Annotated in this window: 20 protein-coding genes; 18 read left to right on the top strand and 2 right to left on the bottom strand. The window is 32.3% G+C overall.

What is annotated here, in order from left to right; all coding sequences use genetic code 11:
• Nucleotides 1-18: 18 nt before the first annotated feature.
• The 3 genes from HMPREF2953_RS08755 to HMPREF2953_RS08745 are packed head-to-tail and all read left to right on the top strand — an operon-like array spanning nt 19 to nt 2,247.
• Entirely contained in the window at nt 19-819 is an 801-nt protein-coding gene (locus tag HMPREF2953_RS08755) for a transporter substrate-binding domain-containing protein (protein ID WP_002488763.1), read from the top strand.
• On the top strand, nt 800-1,519 hold the full coding sequence (locus HMPREF2953_RS08750; protein ID WP_002448600.1) for an amino acid ABC transporter permease: 720 nt from the start codon (nt 800-802) through the stop codon (nt 1,517-1,519). Before HMPREF2953_RS08755 ends, HMPREF2953_RS08750 begins: the two co-directional genes overlap by 20 nt.
• Nucleotides 1,516-2,247, top strand: coding sequence for an amino acid ABC transporter ATP-binding protein (locus tag HMPREF2953_RS08745; protein ID WP_002448438.1), 732 nt, complete (start codon nt 1,516-1,518; stop codon nt 2,245-2,247). The genes HMPREF2953_RS08750 and HMPREF2953_RS08745 overlap by 4 nt, the downstream gene beginning before the upstream one ends.
• 94 nt (nt 2,248-2,341) lie before the next feature.
• Here the strand turns inward: HMPREF2953_RS08745 and HMPREF2953_RS08740 are convergent, their stop codons facing one another.
• Together HMPREF2953_RS08740 and HMPREF2953_RS08735 are read right to left on the bottom strand one after the other, a co-directional pair.
• Nucleotides 2,342-2,779 carry a MaoC/PaaZ C-terminal domain-containing protein gene (locus HMPREF2953_RS08740; RefSeq protein ID WP_176746047.1) on the bottom strand — a complete coding sequence of 146 codons (438 nt, stop codon included), beginning with the start codon at nt 2,777-2,779 and terminating at the stop codon, nt 2,342-2,344.
• 40 nt (nt 2,780-2,819) lie between these two features.
• Nucleotides 2,820-4,067 carry an aminoacyltransferase gene (locus HMPREF2953_RS08735; protein ID WP_002454905.1) on the bottom strand — a complete coding sequence of 416 codons (1,248 nt, stop codon included), beginning with the start codon at nt 4,065-4,067 and terminating at the stop codon, nt 2,820-2,822.
• Between the two features lie 267 nt (nt 4,068-4,334).
• On the opposite strand from HMPREF2953_RS08735, the gene HMPREF2953_RS08730 reads away from it, so the two are divergent.
• The 15 genes from HMPREF2953_RS08730 (at nt 4,335) to nreA (ending at nt 19,751) form a co-directional block, all read left to right on the top strand.
• Nucleotides 4,335-4,694 (top strand): DUF4467 domain-containing protein, encoded by a 360-nt coding sequence (locus tag HMPREF2953_RS08730; RefSeq protein ID WP_049334678.1) that lies wholly within the window; start codon nt 4,335-4,337, stop codon nt 4,692-4,694.
• Between the two features lie 24 nt (nt 4,695-4,718).
• Nucleotides 4,719-5,315, top strand: a complete 597-nt coding sequence (locus HMPREF2953_RS08725) for a thioredoxin domain-containing protein (protein ID WP_049334677.1) — start codon at nt 4,719-4,721, stop codon at nt 5,313-5,315.
• Nucleotides 5,316-5,615: 300 nt separating this feature from the next.
• The gene (locus HMPREF2953_RS08720; protein WP_049418881.1) at nt 5,616-6,131 is read left to right on the top strand and encodes a YceI family protein; all 516 of its coding nucleotides are present in this window, start codon (nt 5,616-5,618) and stop codon (nt 6,129-6,131) included.
• A gap of 111 nt (nt 6,132-6,242) precedes the next feature.
• On the top strand, nt 6,243-6,713 hold the full coding sequence (locus HMPREF2953_RS08715) for an SRPBCC family protein (protein ID WP_070672900.1): 471 nt from the start codon (nt 6,243-6,245) through the stop codon (nt 6,711-6,713).
• Nucleotides 6,714-6,784: 71 nt separating this feature from the next.
• Nucleotides 6,785-6,967, top strand: a complete 183-nt coding sequence (locus HMPREF2953_RS08710; protein ID WP_002448340.1) for a hypothetical protein — start codon at nt 6,785-6,787, stop codon at nt 6,965-6,967.
• Between the two features lie 124 nt (nt 6,968-7,091).
• Entirely contained in the window at nt 7,092-7,910 is an 819-nt protein-coding gene (locus HMPREF2953_RS08705; RefSeq protein WP_002448547.1) for a formate/nitrite transporter family protein, read from the top strand.
• Nucleotides 7,911-8,001: 91 nt separating this feature from the next.
• Nucleotides 8,002-8,715 (top strand): sirohydrochlorin chelatase, encoded by a 714-nt coding sequence (locus HMPREF2953_RS08700; RefSeq protein ID WP_070672897.1) that lies wholly within the window; start codon nt 8,002-8,004, stop codon nt 8,713-8,715.
• A 210-nt stretch (nt 8,716-8,925) separates the two neighbouring features.
• Nucleotides 8,926-11,331, top strand: a complete 2,406-nt coding sequence (nirB, locus tag HMPREF2953_RS08695) for a nitrite reductase large subunit NirB (RefSeq protein ID WP_070672895.1) — start codon at nt 8,926-8,928, stop codon at nt 11,329-11,331.
• A 2-nt stretch (nt 11,332-11,333) separates the two neighbouring features.
• Nucleotides 11,334-11,648, top strand: coding sequence for a nitrite reductase small subunit NirD (gene nirD / locus HMPREF2953_RS08690; protein WP_037554316.1), 315 nt, complete (start codon nt 11,334-11,336; stop codon nt 11,646-11,648).
• Entirely contained in the window at nt 11,639-12,589 is a 951-nt protein-coding gene (gene cobA / locus HMPREF2953_RS08685; protein ID WP_070672892.1) for a uroporphyrinogen-III C-methyltransferase, read from the top strand. The genes nirD and cobA overlap by 10 nt, the downstream gene beginning before the upstream one ends.
• Before the next feature lie 206 nt (nt 12,590-12,795).
• Nucleotides 12,796-16,479: a nitrate reductase subunit alpha gene (locus tag HMPREF2953_RS08680; RefSeq protein ID WP_070672890.1), complete on the top strand. Its 3,684-nt coding sequence runs from the start codon at nt 12,796-12,798 to the stop codon at nt 16,477-16,479.
• On the top strand, nt 16,469-18,028 hold the full coding sequence (narH, locus tag HMPREF2953_RS08675) for a nitrate reductase subunit beta (RefSeq protein WP_002488804.1): 1,560 nt from the start codon (nt 16,469-16,471) through the stop codon (nt 18,026-18,028). Before HMPREF2953_RS08680 ends, narH begins: the two co-directional genes overlap by 11 nt.
• Nucleotides 18,021-18,596 carry a nitrate reductase molybdenum cofactor assembly chaperone gene (narJ, locus tag HMPREF2953_RS08670; protein WP_002448445.1) on the top strand — a complete coding sequence of 192 codons (576 nt, stop codon included), beginning with the start codon at nt 18,021-18,023 and terminating at the stop codon, nt 18,594-18,596. Before narH ends, narJ begins: the two co-directional genes overlap by 8 nt.
• Nucleotides 18,589-19,278 (top strand): respiratory nitrate reductase subunit gamma, encoded by a 690-nt coding sequence (narI, locus tag HMPREF2953_RS08665; RefSeq protein ID WP_070672888.1) that lies wholly within the window; start codon nt 18,589-18,591, stop codon nt 19,276-19,278. The genes narJ and narI overlap by 8 nt, the downstream gene beginning before the upstream one ends.
• Nucleotides 19,279-19,298: 20 nt before the next feature.
• Nucleotides 19,299-19,751 (top strand): nitrate respiration regulation accessory nitrate sensor NreA, encoded by a 453-nt coding sequence (nreA, locus tag HMPREF2953_RS08660; protein WP_070672886.1) that lies wholly within the window; start codon nt 19,299-19,301, stop codon nt 19,749-19,751.
• Nucleotides 19,752-19,753 lie beyond the last annotated feature (2 nt).

Genomic DNA, 19,753 nt, shown 5'->3' with positions numbered 1-19,753 from the left:
AATATGGAGGAGTTATTAATGAAAAGACTTTTATTTGTAGCTTTGACACTTATTTTTGTATTAGCCGCATGTGGTAATAGTGGTTCATCTGACAAAAATAGTGATTCAAAATCAAGTAGCAGTAATAGTGATAAAAAAACATTACGTGTAGGAACTGAAGGGACTTATGCACCGTTTACTTTCCACAACAAAAAAGATCAGTTAACTGGTTATGATATTGATGTAATTAAAGCTGTTGCGAAAGAAGAAGGATATAAACTTAAATTTAATGAAACATCTTGGGATTCAATGTTTGCTGGTTTAGATGCAAAACGTTTTGATGTCATTGCAAACCAAGTGGGTATCAATAAAGAAAGAAAAGAAAAATATAAATTCTCTAACCCTTACACTTATTCAAGTGGTGTCTTAGTTGTTCGTGATGATGAGAAGAATATTAAATCATTTGATGATGTGAAAGGTAAAAAATTAGCGCAAACATTTACTTCTAACTACGGAAAACTTGCTAAAGATAAAGGTGCTAACATCACTAAAGTAGATGGTTTCAACCAGTCTATCGATTTATTATTATCTAAACGTGTGGATGGTACTTTTAATGATAGCTTATCTTATTTAGATTATAAAAAACAAAAACCTAATGCTAAAATTAAAGCAATTAAAGGTGATGCAGAACAAAATAAATCAGCATTTGCATTCTCTAAAAGTGTCGATGATAAAGTTGTTTCTGATTTCAACGATGGTCTGAAAAAACTTAAAGAGAACGGTGAACTAGCAAAAATTGGTAAGAAATGGTTCGGTGAAAATGTTTCTGAGCCTAAATAGTCAACAACAACACGCATTAGATGCAGCAACTCAAGCATTTGGACCCATGTTGGAAGGTTTAGTAAAATACTCTATTCCAATTACAATTGTGACATTTATTTTAGGTTTGATTATCGCTTTGTTTACGGCGTTAATGCGTATTTCATCTAGTAAAGTATTAAGAGGAATTGCACGTGTATATGTATCTATTATTCGTGGCACACCAATGATTGTACAACTCTTTATTATCTTTTATGGTATTCCAGAACTTGGACGTCTAATTACTGGAAATGCAGACGAACAATGGACATTGTCTTCTGTTGTTTCAGCGATTATTGGATTGTCTTTAAATGTAGGTGCATATGCATCTGAAATTATCCGTGGTGGTATTATTTCTATTCCAAAAGGCCAGACAGAAGCGGCATACTCTATTGGAATGAATTATCGTCAAACGATTCAACGTATTATTTTACCTCAAGCGATTCGTGTTTCAGTTCCAGCTTTAGGTAACACATTCTTAGGATTAATTAAAGACACATCATTACTAGGATTTATCTTAGTAGCTGAAATGTTCCGTAAAGCGCAAGAAGTTGCTTCTACAACATACGAGTACTTTACAATTTATATTCTCGTAGCCGTGATGTATTGGGTTGTTTGTTTTATTATTTCAGTCATCCAAGGCTTCTATGAATCATATATTGAAAGAGGGTATAAGGCATGATTGAGTTATCCAATATTCATAAATCTTTTAATGATAAAGAAGTAATTAAAGGTATTGATTTGAATGTAAAGAAAGGTGAAGTTGTCACATTAATTGGTCGTTCCGGTTCGGGTAAGACTACATTATTGCGTATGATTAATGCGTTAGAGATTCCAACTGAAGGCAACGTTACTGTGAATGATAAAACGTATACTGCTAAAGATAAGAAATCTCAAATTGAAGTACGTAAACAATCAGGGATGGTATTCCAAAGTTATAATCTTTTTCCACATAAAACGGCTTTAGAAAATGTGATGGAAGGTTTAGTAACTGTAAAGAAAATGAGTAAATCAGAAGCTAAAAATAGAGCATTAGACTTACTTGAAAAAGTAGGTTTGACACATGTTAAAGATCAACGTCCTCATGCACTCTCTGGTGGTCAACAACAACGTGTGGCGATTGCGAGAGCTTTAGCGATGAATCCTAAAGTGATGTTATTTGATGAACCTACATCTGCACTTGACCCTGAACTTGTAAATGATGTGTTGAAAGTTATTAAAGAATTAGCAAATGAAGGCATGACGATGGTGATAGTTACTCATGCAATGCGTTTTGCAAAAGAAGTATCTAATAAAGTTGTATTTATTCATGACGGTGAAATTGGTGAAGAAGGATCTCCTGAAGAATTATTTGATCACCCTAAAACTGATGAATTAAAACGTTTTTTAAATGTGATTAATGAAAATTAAAAAAGAATCGTCGTTTGAGATGTTTCATCTTGAACGACGATTCTTTTTATTGAACAATAATTTCTTTCTTCAGATAAATAGATTTTAGAAATATTTATATTTTAAACTGATAGTAAAACAGTAAGCTCAAATTGAAGTACTTTATTCTCATATTGATTAAATGTCTAAATGTCATAATTTCAACGGTTAAACTACCAAATTGTTTTTTCAATTTTTTATCTAAAACTTTAACTTTTACATATAAGTTATCATTTGGATAGACAGGTTTAATAAAGGTTACATTATTTAAATGAGTCCCTGCAATGATGTCTTCTTCATATTTATTTTCTTCAATCCAAAGTTTAAAAGAAAGAGAAAGGGTATGCATACCTGATGCTATAATCCCTTTATACATTCCTTGACCTGCTTTTTTCTTATCTAGATGCATATATTGAGGGTCAAATTGATGAGCAAACTCTAATATTTCTTTCTCAGTTATTTTGTAATGTTTACTAATGAATGTATCTCCTATAGAAAACATACTGTATTTCATAGTTATATGCCTACCTTAAAGTATACTTATAATGCAATAATTATCTTCTATTTTTGATCCATTGTTGAGTATGATAAAGAACAGGTTTAATTGGCTTAATGAAGTCACCAATATATTCATAAACACCAGCATTAAAGCCTTTTTTGAACTGTTGGACACCATAATCTTCAGCATTTTCACTAAAGTCTCCAGTAATACCATAGAAGTTGTAACGGTCAATGTTATGCTCTTTAGCAAATTTAATCATTTCCCACTGTAAACGATAGGCCCCCATATATTCATTATATTTTGGGTTAGAACCACTAGATAAATAATATACTTCATGTTCATTGTAGATATATAATGCAGCTGCTAGATTTAATACTTCACCTTCTGCTGCAATTTTATCTTTTGTTTGGTTTATTTTACGTTCATTGCTATCAAATTGTTGTTGAAGTTGATTGCGTTTATTTTTGTTCTTTTTAGAGTTAGGGCTTTCTTTTAAAGCTTCTTCAATTTCAGTAAGTTGTTTTGTTAAATCCTCATGTTTATGTTGTAGAGTAGACAAATAATCTTTTAAATCGATATAAGCTAATTTTAGCATGGCATGATCTTTATATGTTTTTTGCATTTCATAGAAATAAGGCTCATCTCTAAATTTAAAGCCATGTTTTTCTTCAGCCATTTGGAACAGTTCGAAGAAAGTATGTGTGTCTTCCATAGGTAATGTTTTAACTTTTACGCCCATTTCATACGTCTTTTTAATATTACGACGTGTTTGATAGTCCATTTCTTTTAGTAATTGGTCTTCAGTTTTATCTTTAAGATCAAGTACAGACAACCAACGAATTTGACTCATTGTACTATAACCTACAGACCAGCCTTGATGTTTATATCCTAAGTCTTCAAGTGTTTTAATCACTGCACGATTGTCGTAGCTTTTTAAGATTTCTCCATCTGCATTACGTAGGTTTTCTAAAATATATGGATCTACTAAAACAAATAGACAATTTTGTTTTTTTAAATATTCTGTTAGTGATTTGAAAAAGAAGTGAACCAGTTTGATATTGCTATAATCCATTACTGGACCACGATGTGTGTAAAAATATTTATAAAATTTTAATGCGCGTGCTTCAGTCATTAATGTTGCTGCAATGACATCTCCACTATCATCTTTAACACCTACAACATGTACATCATGTTTCATCTCATTTCTATTATCAAAGTGTATTCGAGATTGTGTATAGTGAGAAAAATGTTCGGATGTGAATTTTTCAAATTCTTCAGGTGTTAAACTTACGAATTTCATGATTATCTACTCCTCTGTATTTTTAAGAATTCTAAACTATTTTATCAAATTAGTTCTATTATTACACACATTTAGTAAATTAATTTACTCATACTTTAGTATAAAATAATAATTATTTTTTTAAATATATAACTATAAAACTTAAAATATAATATTTTTTAATAGTCTAGTTTATATTGCAAAACCACTGTATGATAATCAGTATATGCATAGTATAATAGTAAGAGTTATATTAGGTTAGATTAGAAAAAGTAGGAGTGAAGATATTTGAAAAGATTGATTGCATCATTAAGTGTATGTGTCATATTGCTAGCGGGTTGCGGTAATGATGAATATGCTAATAAAATAGATAAAGCTGTAAAACTACAAGATAAAAAACAAGAACGACTTGCTAGGAATGAACAAGGCGATGTGGTAAAACACTTTGATAAAAAAGACGCTAATATATATGTGTATGAAAAAGGTAAGTATGTTGTATTAGCATATAGACCATTAAGCAACAACGATGAAATGCATTATTATACATATCAATTTAAAGATAAGAAGGCAACCTATTTAGAGCACTTTGATACGAAACAATATATTAGTACACATGATTCGGATTATAAGGAAGAAAATCTTAATTAACTGAAACAATCTTAAGGAGTATATATGAAAAAATTGATTTTTATTGGAGCTGCGATCATATGTTTAATCATTATCGTTGTCGCTTGCTCTCAAAAGAAAAAAGAAACAACCCCAGCTCATACAAGAAATGGGAAAATTTTAATTGTAGAATATGGAGACTATAAATGTCCTTATTGCAAAAAAATTGAAGATAACGTCATGCCTATCATAAAAAAAGATTATATTGATACAAATAAAGTGGAATATCAATTTATTAATGCAAGTTTTCTTGGAAAAGATTCATTAATGGGCTCTAGAGCAGGGAATGCTATTCAAGCTATTGCACCAAAAGAATATCTTACTTTCCAAAAAAATATATATGCTCATCAACAAGATGAAAAAAAACAGTGGATTACTGAAACATTACTAGATAAAGAAATTAACCAATTAAATATTTCTCAAAAACAAAAAGATCGCATAAAAAAAGAATATAAAACTAAAAATAGTGATGCTTGGAAGGAAGCAGAAAAACAGAAAAAGTTAACAAAAGAAAATCATATTCAATCTGTTCCAACAGTTTTTATCAATGGTAAAAAAGTAGAAGACCCTTATAAAGTCAAAGAATGGAAAAAATATTTATAGCATAATACAAAAGACCTAACTTATTGTTGTTTAAATATTAAATTAGGTCTTTTAATTATGTTTTTATATAGTTTATGAAATATTTAAAAATCTTACATTCAAAATCATTATTTTTATAAAAATAGGGAATAAAGATAAAAAAAATAAAGTCAGAACAATTAATTTATTTTAATTAAGTTGTTTAGTTTGTCATTTTCATTAGATTTATTTAATATACTGAGTATAATAATTATATTAAAGTGGAAGATAGATAAAATGAATACTATTATTTTTATCATTTCACTATTGGAGGGAAAATAAATGGCTAACTTTAATTTAGATCCAGTTCATTCAGGTGTAAATTTCTCAATACAACACCTTGTAATTAGTAATGTAAAAGGACGTTTTAACGATTTTGATGCAGATATTACAGGTGACTTTCATGATTTAAGTTCTTTAAAAGGAACTTTTACTGTTCAAGCTAATTCTATTGATACTAAAGTAGAAGATCGTGATAATCATCTTAAAAGTGAAGATTTCTTAAACGTTGAACAATATCCTGAAATTAAATTTGAAATTATTAGTGTTGATGATCGTTCAGTTACTGGTAATGTAACAATTAAAGATCAAACACAAAAAGAAACATTTGATTTAGATTATAAAGGTATTAGCTTAAACCCACTTAATAATAAAAATACAGCAGGTTTAGTTATTACTGGTGAACTTGATCGTGAAAAATATGGTGTTACATTTAACCAACCATTAGAAACTGGTGGTTTCTTATTAGGTAAAACATTAAATGTGGAATTTGATTTAGAATTTCCTATTGAAGAATAATAAAGTTAAAAAACAGGCAGAGTTCTAACTTTGCCTGTTTTTTTATTGTCTTAAAATATAATAGTTGTTAAATTATAGAAATCACCATTTTAGAAATTAGGAGAGATAACGATGTCAATCGATGTAAAAGAAAATAAAATAATTTTTAAAAGAACATTTAAAGCTCCTATCAATGATGTATTTGATGCCTATACAAATCCATCGTTATTTGAGCAATGGTTTCATCCTCAAGGCGCTAAGACAAAAGTATATCGTTTTAATACTGAAGAAGGCGGGGAAGCCTTCTTTGCAATAGAAACCTCAGAACAGACAAGCTATACATTAACAGAATATCGAAAAGTGGATCGTCCGAAGTATCTTGAATACTTTGATTACTTTGCTACACCTGAGGGAGAAAAAGATACGCGTTTACCTGGTATGCATATTTCAATCAATTTTAACTCAGATAATAAACAAATGACTACTGTTACGTCTACGTCAGTGTTTCCAACTAAAGAAGCAGCTCAACAAGCGGTAGATATGGGAATGGAAGCAGGTATGAATTCAACATTAGATCAACTAGAAGCCTTACTTAATGAATGAATCGTCACGAGGATGTCAAAATTAAATTGAACTTTTAAGTTATAATAATGTTGAAAAGAGGAGGATATAGTATGAAAGAAAGATATTTAAAAGTGCTGGGATTATTTTCAATCAGTACTTTAATTCCAACATTATTAATTAATTCAAAGTGTTTAAATAATGGCGTCATAAAATATATTTTAAGAACGGCATTAGGCTATGGTATTTTTGCTTCAGGATTACGTTATTTTTCAAAATTAAAAAAAGCACATTAATATCATGACAAGAGCAAGATATGGAAAATAAACCTCCATATGTTGCTCTTTTTTAATATCCTCTATTCAAAATGCACTTCACTATATATAATATAAAATTATAAATGAATTAAGGAGAGGGAATATGACAAGTAACCATACAACAATTGAAGATACATATACTACAAAAGATCTTATTAAAGCGGCTGTAAGACAGGTACAAATGAAAGAAGTTATGGCAACTCAAACACCTGGACGATATTTACTAAAGTCAATGATGTCAGGATTTTTATTAGCTATTGTTACAGTATTTATGTTAGCAATCAAAACACAGTTTGCAGGAACAAATGATGGACTTGTTAATTTATTAGGAGCAATCTCATTTAGTTTAGCTTTAGTTCTTATTGTTCTAACTAATTCAGAATTACTTACTAGTAATTTTATGTATTTAACTGTCGGATGGTACTACAAAGTCATTGCAGTTAAAAAAATGTTATACATATTCTTATTTTGTTTTATTGGAAATATTATAGGTGGGTTTATTTTATTCTTATTAATGAAGGGTACACATGTGATGACACCTGAAATGGTTGCAAGTCTAAGTAAAACAGTACATTTAAAAACGGTAGAATCAACTTGGTTAAATATTCTTATCAAAGGGATATTCTGTAACTTCTTTATTAATATTGGTATTTATGTTTCAATGCTTTTTAAAGAAGGTTTAGCTCGCGCATTTTTCATTGCTGTTGGTGTTATAGTATTTGTATTTATGGGATATGAACACGTTGTATTTAATGCTGGATTATATGCAGGAATGATTTTTTATAATAGTGATGCATTATCATGGATAGATGTGCTAAAAAATATCGTATTTGCTTTTGTAGGTAACTATATTGGTGGAGGTATTTTTGTAGGGCTTGTTTATGCCTATTTAAACGGAAAAAGAGACAGTATAAAAGCATAGTAAGACGCTCTTTTAATTCAAAACATATTGACTTAATATTCAGAAAATCTTATTATTTTAATCAACATTAAAATAATAAGGGGGAAACCATTTGGTTGCGAATATTCTAGTAGCTCATGGCATGAGAAAAGGAGATCAAAATAAAGCACTCGGTGAATTTATAGATAGTTTATTACAAGATGAAACTTACGCTTATGAGCTTGGTTTTATTGAAAGTGAAGAAAAAAGTGTTGAACATACGATTATTAATTTAATAGAAAAAGGAGAAACGCAATTTAAAGTTGTACCTTTACTTATATTTTCAGCTATGCATTACATTGTAGACATTCCAGAGATGTTAAGAAACATTAAACAAGCACATCCAAATATAACCTATGAAATTAGTGCGCCTCTTGGTACGCATCCATATATGGTGGATTTAGTAGAACAACGTATTAATGATGTGGATATGAATAAAGAGTCAGATGTGGCAGTTGTATTGATTGCACATGGTAGCTTTTCTTATACTAAAGCACATGATGAACTAAAAGAATTTAGTACTAAGTTAAAGCAAGACAAACCTATATATTGCCGTACGTTATATGGAGATATTACGTTTAAAAATGATTTAGATCAACTTTCAAGACAATATCATCATCTTATTGTGGTTCCAATGTTTTTATATGATGGACGTTTAGTTAATAAAGTAAAAGGTCTTATATCAGAGATGGATATTGCTAATGAATTGCACATGACTCCGTCTATTAATTTCGACCCTATTTTAAAATCGATTATTCGAGAGCGATTAAAAGAATTAACAGTATAGTAACTACATACATCTTTCATTATATGAGTGCTAAATCCTCACTCATGTAATGGAAGATGTTTTTTATTAGGGAAATCCCCGATTTTACATTTAATTGTGAAAATAATCACAAATTCAAAAGAATATGGTATAAAATAGCTTTGTAAAGAATAGTGAGTGCAAAACTATTTGAATTTAATAATAATTAAATGTAATAAAAGGGGCATTGATATGGCTAAACAAAAACTCGTAATGATTGGTAATGGTATGGCTGGTTTAAGAACAATTGAAGAAATTTTAGAACGTTCAGATTCTCAATTTGACATTACAATTATTGGTAAAGAACCTTATCCTAATTATAATCGAATCATGTTATCCAACATTTTACAAAAGAAAATGACAGTTGAAGAAACGATTATGAACGATTATGACTGGTATAAAGAACATCATATTGAACTAATTGTAGATGATCCAGTTGAAAAAGTAGATAGACAATCCAAAACTGTCACTACATCTAAAGGTATCACTGTAGCTTATGATATCTGTATCTTTGCGACGGGTTCAAAGGCATTTGTTTTACCTATACCTGGATCAGAATTACCAAGTGTCATCGGTTGGCGCACAATTGAAGATACTGAGCGTATGATTGAAATTGCTAAAACAAAACGACGTGCCATTGTTATTGGTGGAGGTCTTCTTGGATTAGAATGTGCAAGAGGATTAATGGATCAAGGTATGGATGTGACAGTTCTTCACTTAGCAGAATGGCTGATGGAAATGCAATTAGACCGTAAAGCTGGAGATATGTTAAAAGCTGATTTAGAACGTCAAGGCATGCATATTGAACTAAAAGCAAATTCTAAAGAAATTATAGGAACAGATGATGTAGAAGCTATTAAGCTAGCTGATGGTAGAGTAATAGAAACAGATTTAGTCGTTATGGCTGTTGGTATACGTCCATTTACCGAAGTAGCTCGTGAAGCGGGATTAGAAGTGAATCGAGGTATCGTCGTTAATGATTACTTACAAACATCTGATGAACATATCTATGCCGTGGGTGAATGCGCAGAACACAATGGTAAAGTATATGGTTTAGTTGCACCTCTTTATGAACAAGGTAAAGTGCTTGCTGATTATTTAACAGGTAAAGAGACTGAAGGATATAAAGGATCTACGACATTTACGTCTTTAAAAGTATCAGGTTGTGATTTATATAGTGCAGGACAAATCGTTGAAGATGAAACTGTACACGGTATCGAAATCTTTAACAGTGTAGATAATATTTACAAAAAAGTCTACCTAAGTGATGGTCGAGTGGTAGGTGCCGTTTTATATGGCGATACAGATGATGGTTCAAGATTTTATAATATGATGAAAAAACATGAATCACTAGAGGACTACACACTAGTGTCACTTCTACATAAAGGCGGAGAAGAAAGTGGAACTTCAATAGCAGATATGCCTGATGATGAAACAATTTGTGGTTGTAATGGTGTAGATAAAGGTACGATTGTCAATGCAATTACAACAAATGGGTTGACTACTGTAGATGAGGTTACAAAAACAACCAAAGCAGGAAATTCTTGTGGTAAATGTAAAGGACAAATTGGAGAAATACTAAAATGTACATTAGGTGATGAATTTGTAGCTGCTAAACCAACGGGTATTTGTGCATGTACTGATTTAACACGTGATGAAATTGTTACCCAAATTAGAGCTAAAGGTTTAAAAACATCAAAAGAAGTTCGTCATGTACTTGATTTTAAAGATAAAAATGGTTGTCCAAAATGTCGCCCAGCTATTAACTACTATCTAAATATGGTATATCCTCATGAACACCAAGATGAAAAAGCATCAAGATTTGCGAACGAACGTTATCATGCAAATATTCAAAATGACGGTACTTTCTCAGTGATTCCACAAATGCGTGGTGGTGTCACAGATGCTGACCAATTAATTCGTTTAGGTGAAGTAGCGAAAAAATATAACGTGCCTCTTGTTAAAGTAACAGGGTCTCAGCGTGTAGGATTATATGGTCTTAAAAAAGATGAGTTACCAAAGGTTTGGAAAGATTTAGGTATGCGTTCTGCCTCTGCATATGGTAAGAAAACGCGTTCTGTGAAAAGTTGTGTTGGTAAGGAATTCTGTCGATTTGGTACACAATATACGACACGTTTAGGTATTCGATTAGAAAAAACATTTGAATATATCGACACACCTCATAAATTTAAAATGGGTGTCTCTGGTTGTCCAAGAAGCTGTGTAGAATCAGGTGTTAAAGACTTTGGTGTCATTTCAGTAGAAAATGGCTATCAAATTTATATTGGCGGTAACGGTGGCACAGAGGTCACTGTAGGTCAATTACTCACTACTGTTGAAACAGAAGATCAAGTGGTACAACTGTGTGGTGCGCTTATGCAATATTACAGAGAGACTGGAATATATGCTGAACGAACAGCACCATGGCTTAAACGACTAGGATTTGATCATGTTAAAGAAGTGCTTTTAGATGAACAACGTCAAAAAGAACTTTTTGATAGAATTATGGATGCAAAACAAGCACTTGAAGAAGAACCTTGGGAAGCTATTGTTGAAAATAAAGAAGCACAAAAAATATTTGATGTCGAGAAAGTGTGAGGATGAGTGTAATGGAAAAAGTTAAAGTAACAACTATGGATGAATTAACACCATTAATTGGTAAAAAAGTTATTGTTAAAGATAAACAAATCGGTATATTTTTAACAGAAAATGGACAAGTGCATGCTATTAATAATGTGTGTCCACATAAAGAAGGACCGCTATCTGAAGGTACTGTAAGTGGAGAATACGTTTATTGTCCACTCCACGATCAAAAAATTGATTTGAATACGGGTAAAGTGCAAGAACCTGATACAGGTTGTGTTGAAACATATCAAGTTGAAATTCAAGATGGAGACGTATTTATATGTCTCTAGTCACTAATAGTGGATTTGGAAAAGTATATTTAATTGGGGCTGGCCCTGGCAATCCTAATTTGCTAACTAAACAAGCAGAACGATTAATTCGTCAAGCAGATGTTATTTTATATGATCGTCTTGTCAATCCACTGATATTACAATATGCAAAACCAACTGCTGAAATCATAGATGTTGGAAAAAAACCTTATACTAAACATATTCAACAAGAAGATATTAATTTAAAAATAGTAGCAGCAGCGAAAAAGTATAAAGTTGTTGTACGTTTAAAAGGTGGAGACCCAGCAGTATTTGGCCGAGTAACTGAAGAAATAGACATTTTAAAAGAACATCAGATTGCCTACGATATTATACCTGGGGTAACTTCTGCGAGTGCAGCGGTAGCTTCATTAGACTTAGGTTTAACGATGCGTTCAGTAGCACCAAGTGTTACATTTTCTACAGGTCACTTTAAAGATGATATTGATCAAGACATGGATATACGTAATTTAGCTAATGGTGGGACTTTGGCAATTTATATGGGAATTAAACGATTAAATTATATTATTAATCAAATTAGAAGATATACTAAAGAAGATTATGATATTGCTATCATTTTTAATGCTACGTGTTATAACGAAACCATAGTGGTTGGTAAACTAAGCACTATTGAATATCAATTATCTAAGCTTAATATTAAACATGATCCAGGAATTTGTATATTAGGCCATATCATTAACTATATGGATGACGAAAAGATTATATACTCAAAACAAACAATAGATGAAACATTGTACGTTATTAAAGGGAATAAAGAATTAGCACTTTCCAAAGCAGAAGACTTATCTCAACAGTATTTAAAATGCTTAATTCAATATGATGAAACATATCATTCTTCTCAAAAGTATTTATATGAATCGATTATAACGCAGCACCAAAATATTAAATATATTGAAGTATAGTTCTTTACGCTTCGAATGTCATAAGTGAGATAACACGATATTTAAAACGTGTGTTATCTCACTTTTTTTAGGGATTCTTTTATATGAAATAGGTAATTCCCTAATATAAAAACCATGTGAAAAAATGTACAATTTAAATGAAATTTCTTTAAATAACATTGAACATAAGTAACGTATGACCTTTGCAGGTAGGAGGATTTATATAAATGGGAAAATTCGGATTAAACTTTTTCAAACCAACTGAAACGTTTAATGGAAATTGGTCAGTCTTAGAAAGTAAAAGTAGAGAATGGGAAAAAATGTATCGTGAAAGATGGAGTCACGATAAAGTAGTAAGAACCACACATGGCGTAAACTGTACAGGATCGTGTTCGTGGAAAGTTTTCGTTAAAAATGGTGTGATTACGTGGGAAAATCAACAAATTGACTATCCAAGTTGCGGTCCAGATATGCCTGAATTTGAACCTCGTGGATGTCCACGTGGCGCGTCATTTTCATGGTATGAATACAGCCCACTTCGTGTGAAATATCCTTACATTAGAGGTAAATTATTAGATCTATGGACAGAAGCACTTGAAGACAATAATGGAAATCGTATCGCTGCATGGGCATCTATCGTTGAAGATGAAAAGAAAGCTAAATTATATAAAGAAGCACGTGGTAAAGGTGGACATGTACGTGCAAGTTGGAAAGATGTAACAGATATTATCGCAGCACAAATTCTTTATACCATTAAAAAAGATGGTCCGGATAGAATCGCTGGTTTTACACCTATTCCAGCAATGTCGATGATTAGTTATGCATCTGGTGCGCGTTTTATTAATTTATTAGGCGGAGAAATGTTGAGTTTTTATGATTGGTATGCTGATTTACCACCTGCATCCCCTCAAATTTGGGGTGAACAAACTGATGTACCTGAATCAAGTGATTGGTACAATGCCTCTTACATCATTATGTGGGGATCTAACGTTCCACTTACTCGTACGCCTGATGCCCATTTTATGACTGAAGTACGTTATAAAGGTGCAAAAGTGGTGTCTGTAGCACCAGATTATGCAGAAAATGTTAAATTTGCTGATAATTGGTTAGCACCTCATCCAGGAACAGATGCTGCAGTTGCTCAAGCTATGACACATGTCATCTTACAAGAATTTTATGAAGATGAACCAAGTGATATGTTTGTTAATTATGCCAAGCAATATACAGATATGCCATTTGTATTGATGTTGGATGAAGATGAAAATGGTTATAAGGCAGGACGATTTTTACGTGCAAGCGATTTAGGCATAAAAAGTGAAAATGGTGAGTGGAAACCAGTAATTCACGATGCGATTAGCCATCGACTTGTCGTTCCAAACGGTACAATGGGTCAACGTTGGGAAGAAGGCAAACAATGGAATTTAAAACTTGAAACAGAAGATGGAAGTAAAATTGATCCGGCTTTATCTGTTGCAGAAGAAGATTATGAGTTACAAACCATTCAATTCCCTTACTTTGATAGTCAAGGAGACGGTATTTTCGAACGATCTATTCCAACTAAAAAAGTTAAATTGGCAGATGGTAAAGAAGTACGTATTGCTACAGTATATGATTTAATGGCTAGTCAATATGGTATTAAACGATTTGGTCATGAGTTAGAAGCTAAATCTTATGAAGATAGTGAATCTAAATATACACCTGCATGGCAAGAAAACGTTACAGGTATTAAACAAGAATTAGTGACACAAGTCGCAAGAGAATTTGCACAAAATGCTATTGATACAAAAGGACGTTCGATGATTATTATGGGTGCGGGGATTAACCACTGGTTCAATTCTGACACCATTTACCGTGCTGTATTGAATTTAGTTCTATTATGTGGATGCCAAGGTGTTAATGGTGGAGGTTGGGCTCACTATGTTGGGCAAGAAAAATGTCGTCCAATCGAAGGATGGAATACTGTAGCTTTCGCTAAAGATTGGCAAGGTCCACCGCGTTTACAAAATGGTACAAGTTGGTTCTATTTTGCAACTGATCAATGGAAATATGAAGAATCTAATGTAGATAAATTGAAATCACCACTTGCTAACAACATTAAACATCAGCATCCAGCAGATTATAATGTGACAGCAGCACGTTTAGGGTGGTTGCCTTCATATCCACAATTTAATAAAAACAGTTTGTTATTTGGTGAAGAAGCAAGAGATGCGGGCGATGATTCAAATGAAGCTATTTTAAAACGTGCGATTGAATCAGTGAAAAATAAAGAAACAGAATTTGCTATAGAAGACCCAGACTTAAGAAAAAATCATCCTAAAACATTATTTGTTTGGAGATCTAACTTAATTTCAAGTTCAGCTAAAGGTCAAGAGTACTTTATGAAACATTTACTTGGTACACGTTCAGGATTAATGGCTGAACCAAATGAAGATGATAAACCAGAGGAAATTAAATGGAGAGAAGATACAGTAGGTAAATTAGATTTACTTGTATCATTAGATTTTAGAATGACTGCAACGCCGTTATATTCTGATATTGTACTGCCAGCAGCAACTTGGTATGAAAAGCATGACTTATCTTCAACCGATATGCATCCATTTATTCATCCATTTAATCCAGCAATTGATCCATTATGGGAATCACGTTCTGACTGGGACATTTACAAAACATTGAGTAAAGCAATTTCAGAAATGGCTAAAGATTATTTACCAGGCACATTTAAAGATGTGGTAACTACACCACTTGCTCATGATTCTAAACAAGAACTAGGTTCTGAATACGGTATCATTAAGGATTGGTCTAAAGGTGAAGTAGAAGGTATTCCAGGTAAAACTATGCCTAACTTCTCTATTGTAGAACGTGACTATACTAAAATTTATGATAAATACGTTACATTAGGACCTTTACTTGAGAAAGGTAAAGTAGGGGCACACGGCGTTAGTTTTAGTGTTAAAGAAGAATACGAAGAGCTAAAAAGTATGATTGGTACATGGAATGATGACGATGAACATTCTGTTAGAAATGATAGACCATGTATTGATACTGCACGTAAAGTAGCTGATGCAATTTTAAATATCTCTTCGGCAACGAATGGTAAATTATCTCAAAAATCATATGAAGATTTAGAAAATCAAACTGGAATGGAATTGAAGGATATTTCAAAAGAACGTGCATCTGAAAAAATTTCGTTCTTAAATATTACAGCTCAACCAAGAGAAGTTATCCCAACAGCAGTATTCCCAGGCTCTAATAAAAATAATCGTCGTTATTCTCCATTTACAACAAATATTGAGAGACTCGTACCTTTTAGAACGCTAACTGGAAGACAAAGTTACTATATCGATCACGAAGTATTCCAGCAATTTGGTGAAAGCTTACCAGTATATAAACCAACACTTCCACCAATGGTATTTGGCGCAAGAGATAAAAAGGTAAAAGGTGGACAAGATGCACTTGTTCTACGTTATTTAACACCTCATGGAAAATGGAATATTCATTCAACATATCAAGATAATGAACGTATGTTGACTTTATTCAGAGGAGGTCCAGTTGTTTGGCTATCTAATGAAGATGCTGAGCAACATGGTATCAATGATAATGATTGGCTTGAAGTTTATAACAGAAATGGTGTTGTGACTGCAAGAGCGGTAACGTCACACCGCATGCCTAAAGGTACAATGTTTATGTATCACGCTCAAGATAAGCACATTGAAACACCAGGTTCTGAGATTACTGATACTCGTGGGGGATCACATAATGCACCTACAAGAATTCACTTAAAACCTACGCAATTAGTTGGAGGATATGCACAAATTAGTTATCACTTCAATTACTATGGACCAATTGGAAACCAACGTGATGTGTACGTCGCAGTTAGAAAAATGAAGGAGGTAAATTGGCTTGAAGATTAAAGCGCAAGTTGCAATGGTATTGAATTTAGATAAATGTATTGGATGTCATACATGTAGTGTGACATGTAAAAATACTTGGACAAATAGACCGGGTGCAGAATACATGTGGTTTAATAATGTAGAAACTAAACCCGGTGTAGGTTATCCAAAACGTTGGGAAGATCAAGAGCATTATAAAGGTGGTTGGGTACTAAATAAAAAAGGTAAACTTGAGCTTAAATCAGGTAGTAAGTGGTCTAAAATTGCCTTAGGTAAAATCTTCTATAATCCAGATATGCCGTTAATCAAAGATTATTATGAACCATGGACTTATAATTATGAACATTTAACAACAGCTAAAGAAGGTAAACATTCACCAGTGGCAAAGGCACATTCATTGATTTCAGGAGATAGACTAAATCTTGAATGGGGACCAAACTGGGAAGATGATTTAGCTGGCGGACATGTAACAGGACCAGAAGATCCAAATATTCAAAGAATTGAAGAAGATATCAAATTCCAATTTGATGAAACATTTATGATGTATTTACCTCGTCTATGCGAGCATTGCTTAAATCCTAGTTGTGTTGCTTCATGTCCTTCAGGGGCTATGTATAAAAGAGATGAAGATGGTATTGTTTTAGTCGATCAGGATGCATGTCGTGGGTGGCGCTACTGTATGACAGGTTGTCCTTACAAAAAAGTATATTTCAACTGGAAAACAAATAAAGCTGAAAAATGTACATTCTGCTTCCCAAGAATTGAAGCAGGAATGCCAACTGTATGTTCAGAAACATGTACAGGAAGAATGAGATATTTAGGCGTTTTATTATATGACGCTGATCGTGTACATGAAGCGGCTTCAGCTGAAAATGAACAAGACTTATATGAAAAACAACTTGATATCTTCTTAAACCCATTTGATGAAGAAGTGATTGAACAAGCAGAAAAAGATGGTATCAGTTATGAATGGATCCAAGCTGCTCAAAATTCACCTGTTTATAAATTAGCAATTGAATATAAATTGGCATTTCCATTACATCCTGAATTTAGAACAATGCCAATGGTATGGTACTGCCCGCCTTTAAGTCCAATTATGAGTTATTTTGAAGGTAAAAATTCAGGTCAAAATCCTGATATGATTTTCCCGGCCATCGAAGAGATGCGTTTACCTATTGAATATTTAGCAAACTTATTTACAGCAGGTAAAGTAGAGCCAGTGAAAGAAGCGTTACAAAAAATGGCAATGATGAGAAGTTATATGCGTGCTCAAGTCACAAACAAACCATTTGATACTTCTAGATTAGAACGTTTAGGTTTATCAGAAATTCAAACAAAAGAAATGTATCGTCTATTAGGTTTAGCTAAATATGAAGATCGATTTGTTGTACCATCTTCACATAAAGAAACCTATTTAGATACGTATCATGCTCAAGGTAGTCAAGGATATGGCGGTGAATATTTCGGAGACAATTGTGAAGGTTGCGGTGTTCCAGTAGGTTCAACGTCAGGAAAATCTGGTCAAGAGATTTATAATGAGAATTTCTATGGAGGTATTTTCCGTGATTAATCTAACACAATTTAAATACTATCAAGAAAGTTTTGGATATCTTGCACAACAACTTAATTTTCCAGAAAAGTTGACGTTTCATCCTAATACATTTGAAGAAACGATTCATCCTTCACATCCAGGATATGCAGATTTAATGAAATATCGTGAAATTATGTATCAATTTACTTTATCTGAAATTAAAGCAATTTATACGGATACATTTGATTTCAATAAAACATCACCACTTTATATGACTTACAATAAATTTGATACTCAAAAAGAAAGAGGTCAAATGCTCGCAAAACTAAAAGTACTTTATGAAATGTTTGGATTAAAAATGGTAGATAATGAATTATCGGATTATCTACCATTGATGTTGCAGTTTTTACACGTAGCAAGTTGGCATAATGATCCTCGTGCAGAAGGCAATATTGAGTTAGTGATTATGATTATTGAAGATGGTACCTATGAAATGGCAAATCAATTAGCTAAGGAGAATAATCCTTACGCTTATGTGATTCGTGCATTACGAGAAACATTAAAAGCTTGTTTAGACATTCCAAAAGAGGTGACACATCATGCTTAATCAATTTCTTTGGATTATTTACCCATATTTATGTGTGGCAATTTTTATCGTTGGTCATATTGCTCGATATAAATATGATCAATTTTCATGGACTGCAAAATCAAGTGAGTTTTTAGAAAAGAAACAACTTAAATGGGGCAGCCTGTTATTTCATTTAGGAATTATTCCAGTATTTTTTGGCCATGTGGTGGGATTAGCTATTCCAGCAGAATGGATAGATGGACTTGGTATAAGCGAAAGTACATATCACTTTGGAGCTGTTTATATTGGTAGTATTTTTGGTATAATGACTCTAATTGGAATGTTACTTTTAACAGCAAGACGTTTAACTATTAATAATGTGAGAAAGTTAAGTTCAGCTTCTGATATTTTCGTAAATTTCTTATTAATATTGATTATATTTATGGGATGTTTCTCAACATTAGTTACTAATGCAATGATAACTGATTTTGATTACCGCCAAACAATTTCTATATGGTTTAGACACTTATTTATCTTCTCACCTAATGCATCATTAATGACAAGTGTTCCATTATCATTTAAAATTCATATCTTATTAGGATTTACAATATTAGCTTGTTGGCCATTCACACGTCTTGTACATGTATGGAGTATTCCGTTAGCATATACGAAAAGACGTTATATTGTATATAGAAAACATAAAGCACCTCGTGCACATTAAATATAAAAGGAGTACGATATATGATTCCGGAACCTTTGTTTGAACCGGTACATTTTCAACAAGAACTTGACATACTTAGAAAAAAAGAAAATTGTGATTTTGCTGGTGTTGCCCTATATGAAAACCACGAACCTTCTGGACCTATTAAATGGCAATATGTTTCAGGTAATCTAAACAATCGTTATAAATTGATTGTTTTGAGAAAAGGCAGAGGCTTAGCTGGAACAGTCATGAAAACAGGAAAGCGAATGGTTATAGAAAATGTTTCCAAAACAATAACGCCAGAAGAAAAAATTAAGTATCCTATTTTGATGAGTGAAAACTTAAACGCGCTCGTTGCTATACCATTATGGCATGAACAGCATGTTGCAGGCGTGTTATTATTAGGACAAAGAGGTAGTAGAACATTGCCTAAAGCGATTAATCAATTAAATATTAAAGGCCGTTTGTGGGAATTTAATGAAGAAATCTAGGT

The organism is Staphylococcus sp. HMSC072E01 (assembly GCF_001814125.1).
Classification (GTDB): domain Bacteria; phylum Bacillota; class Bacilli; order Staphylococcales; family Staphylococcaceae; genus Staphylococcus; species Staphylococcus hominis.
Note: the sequence above shows the minus strand (reverse complement) of the source record. Positions and strands in the feature narration are given on the sequence as shown.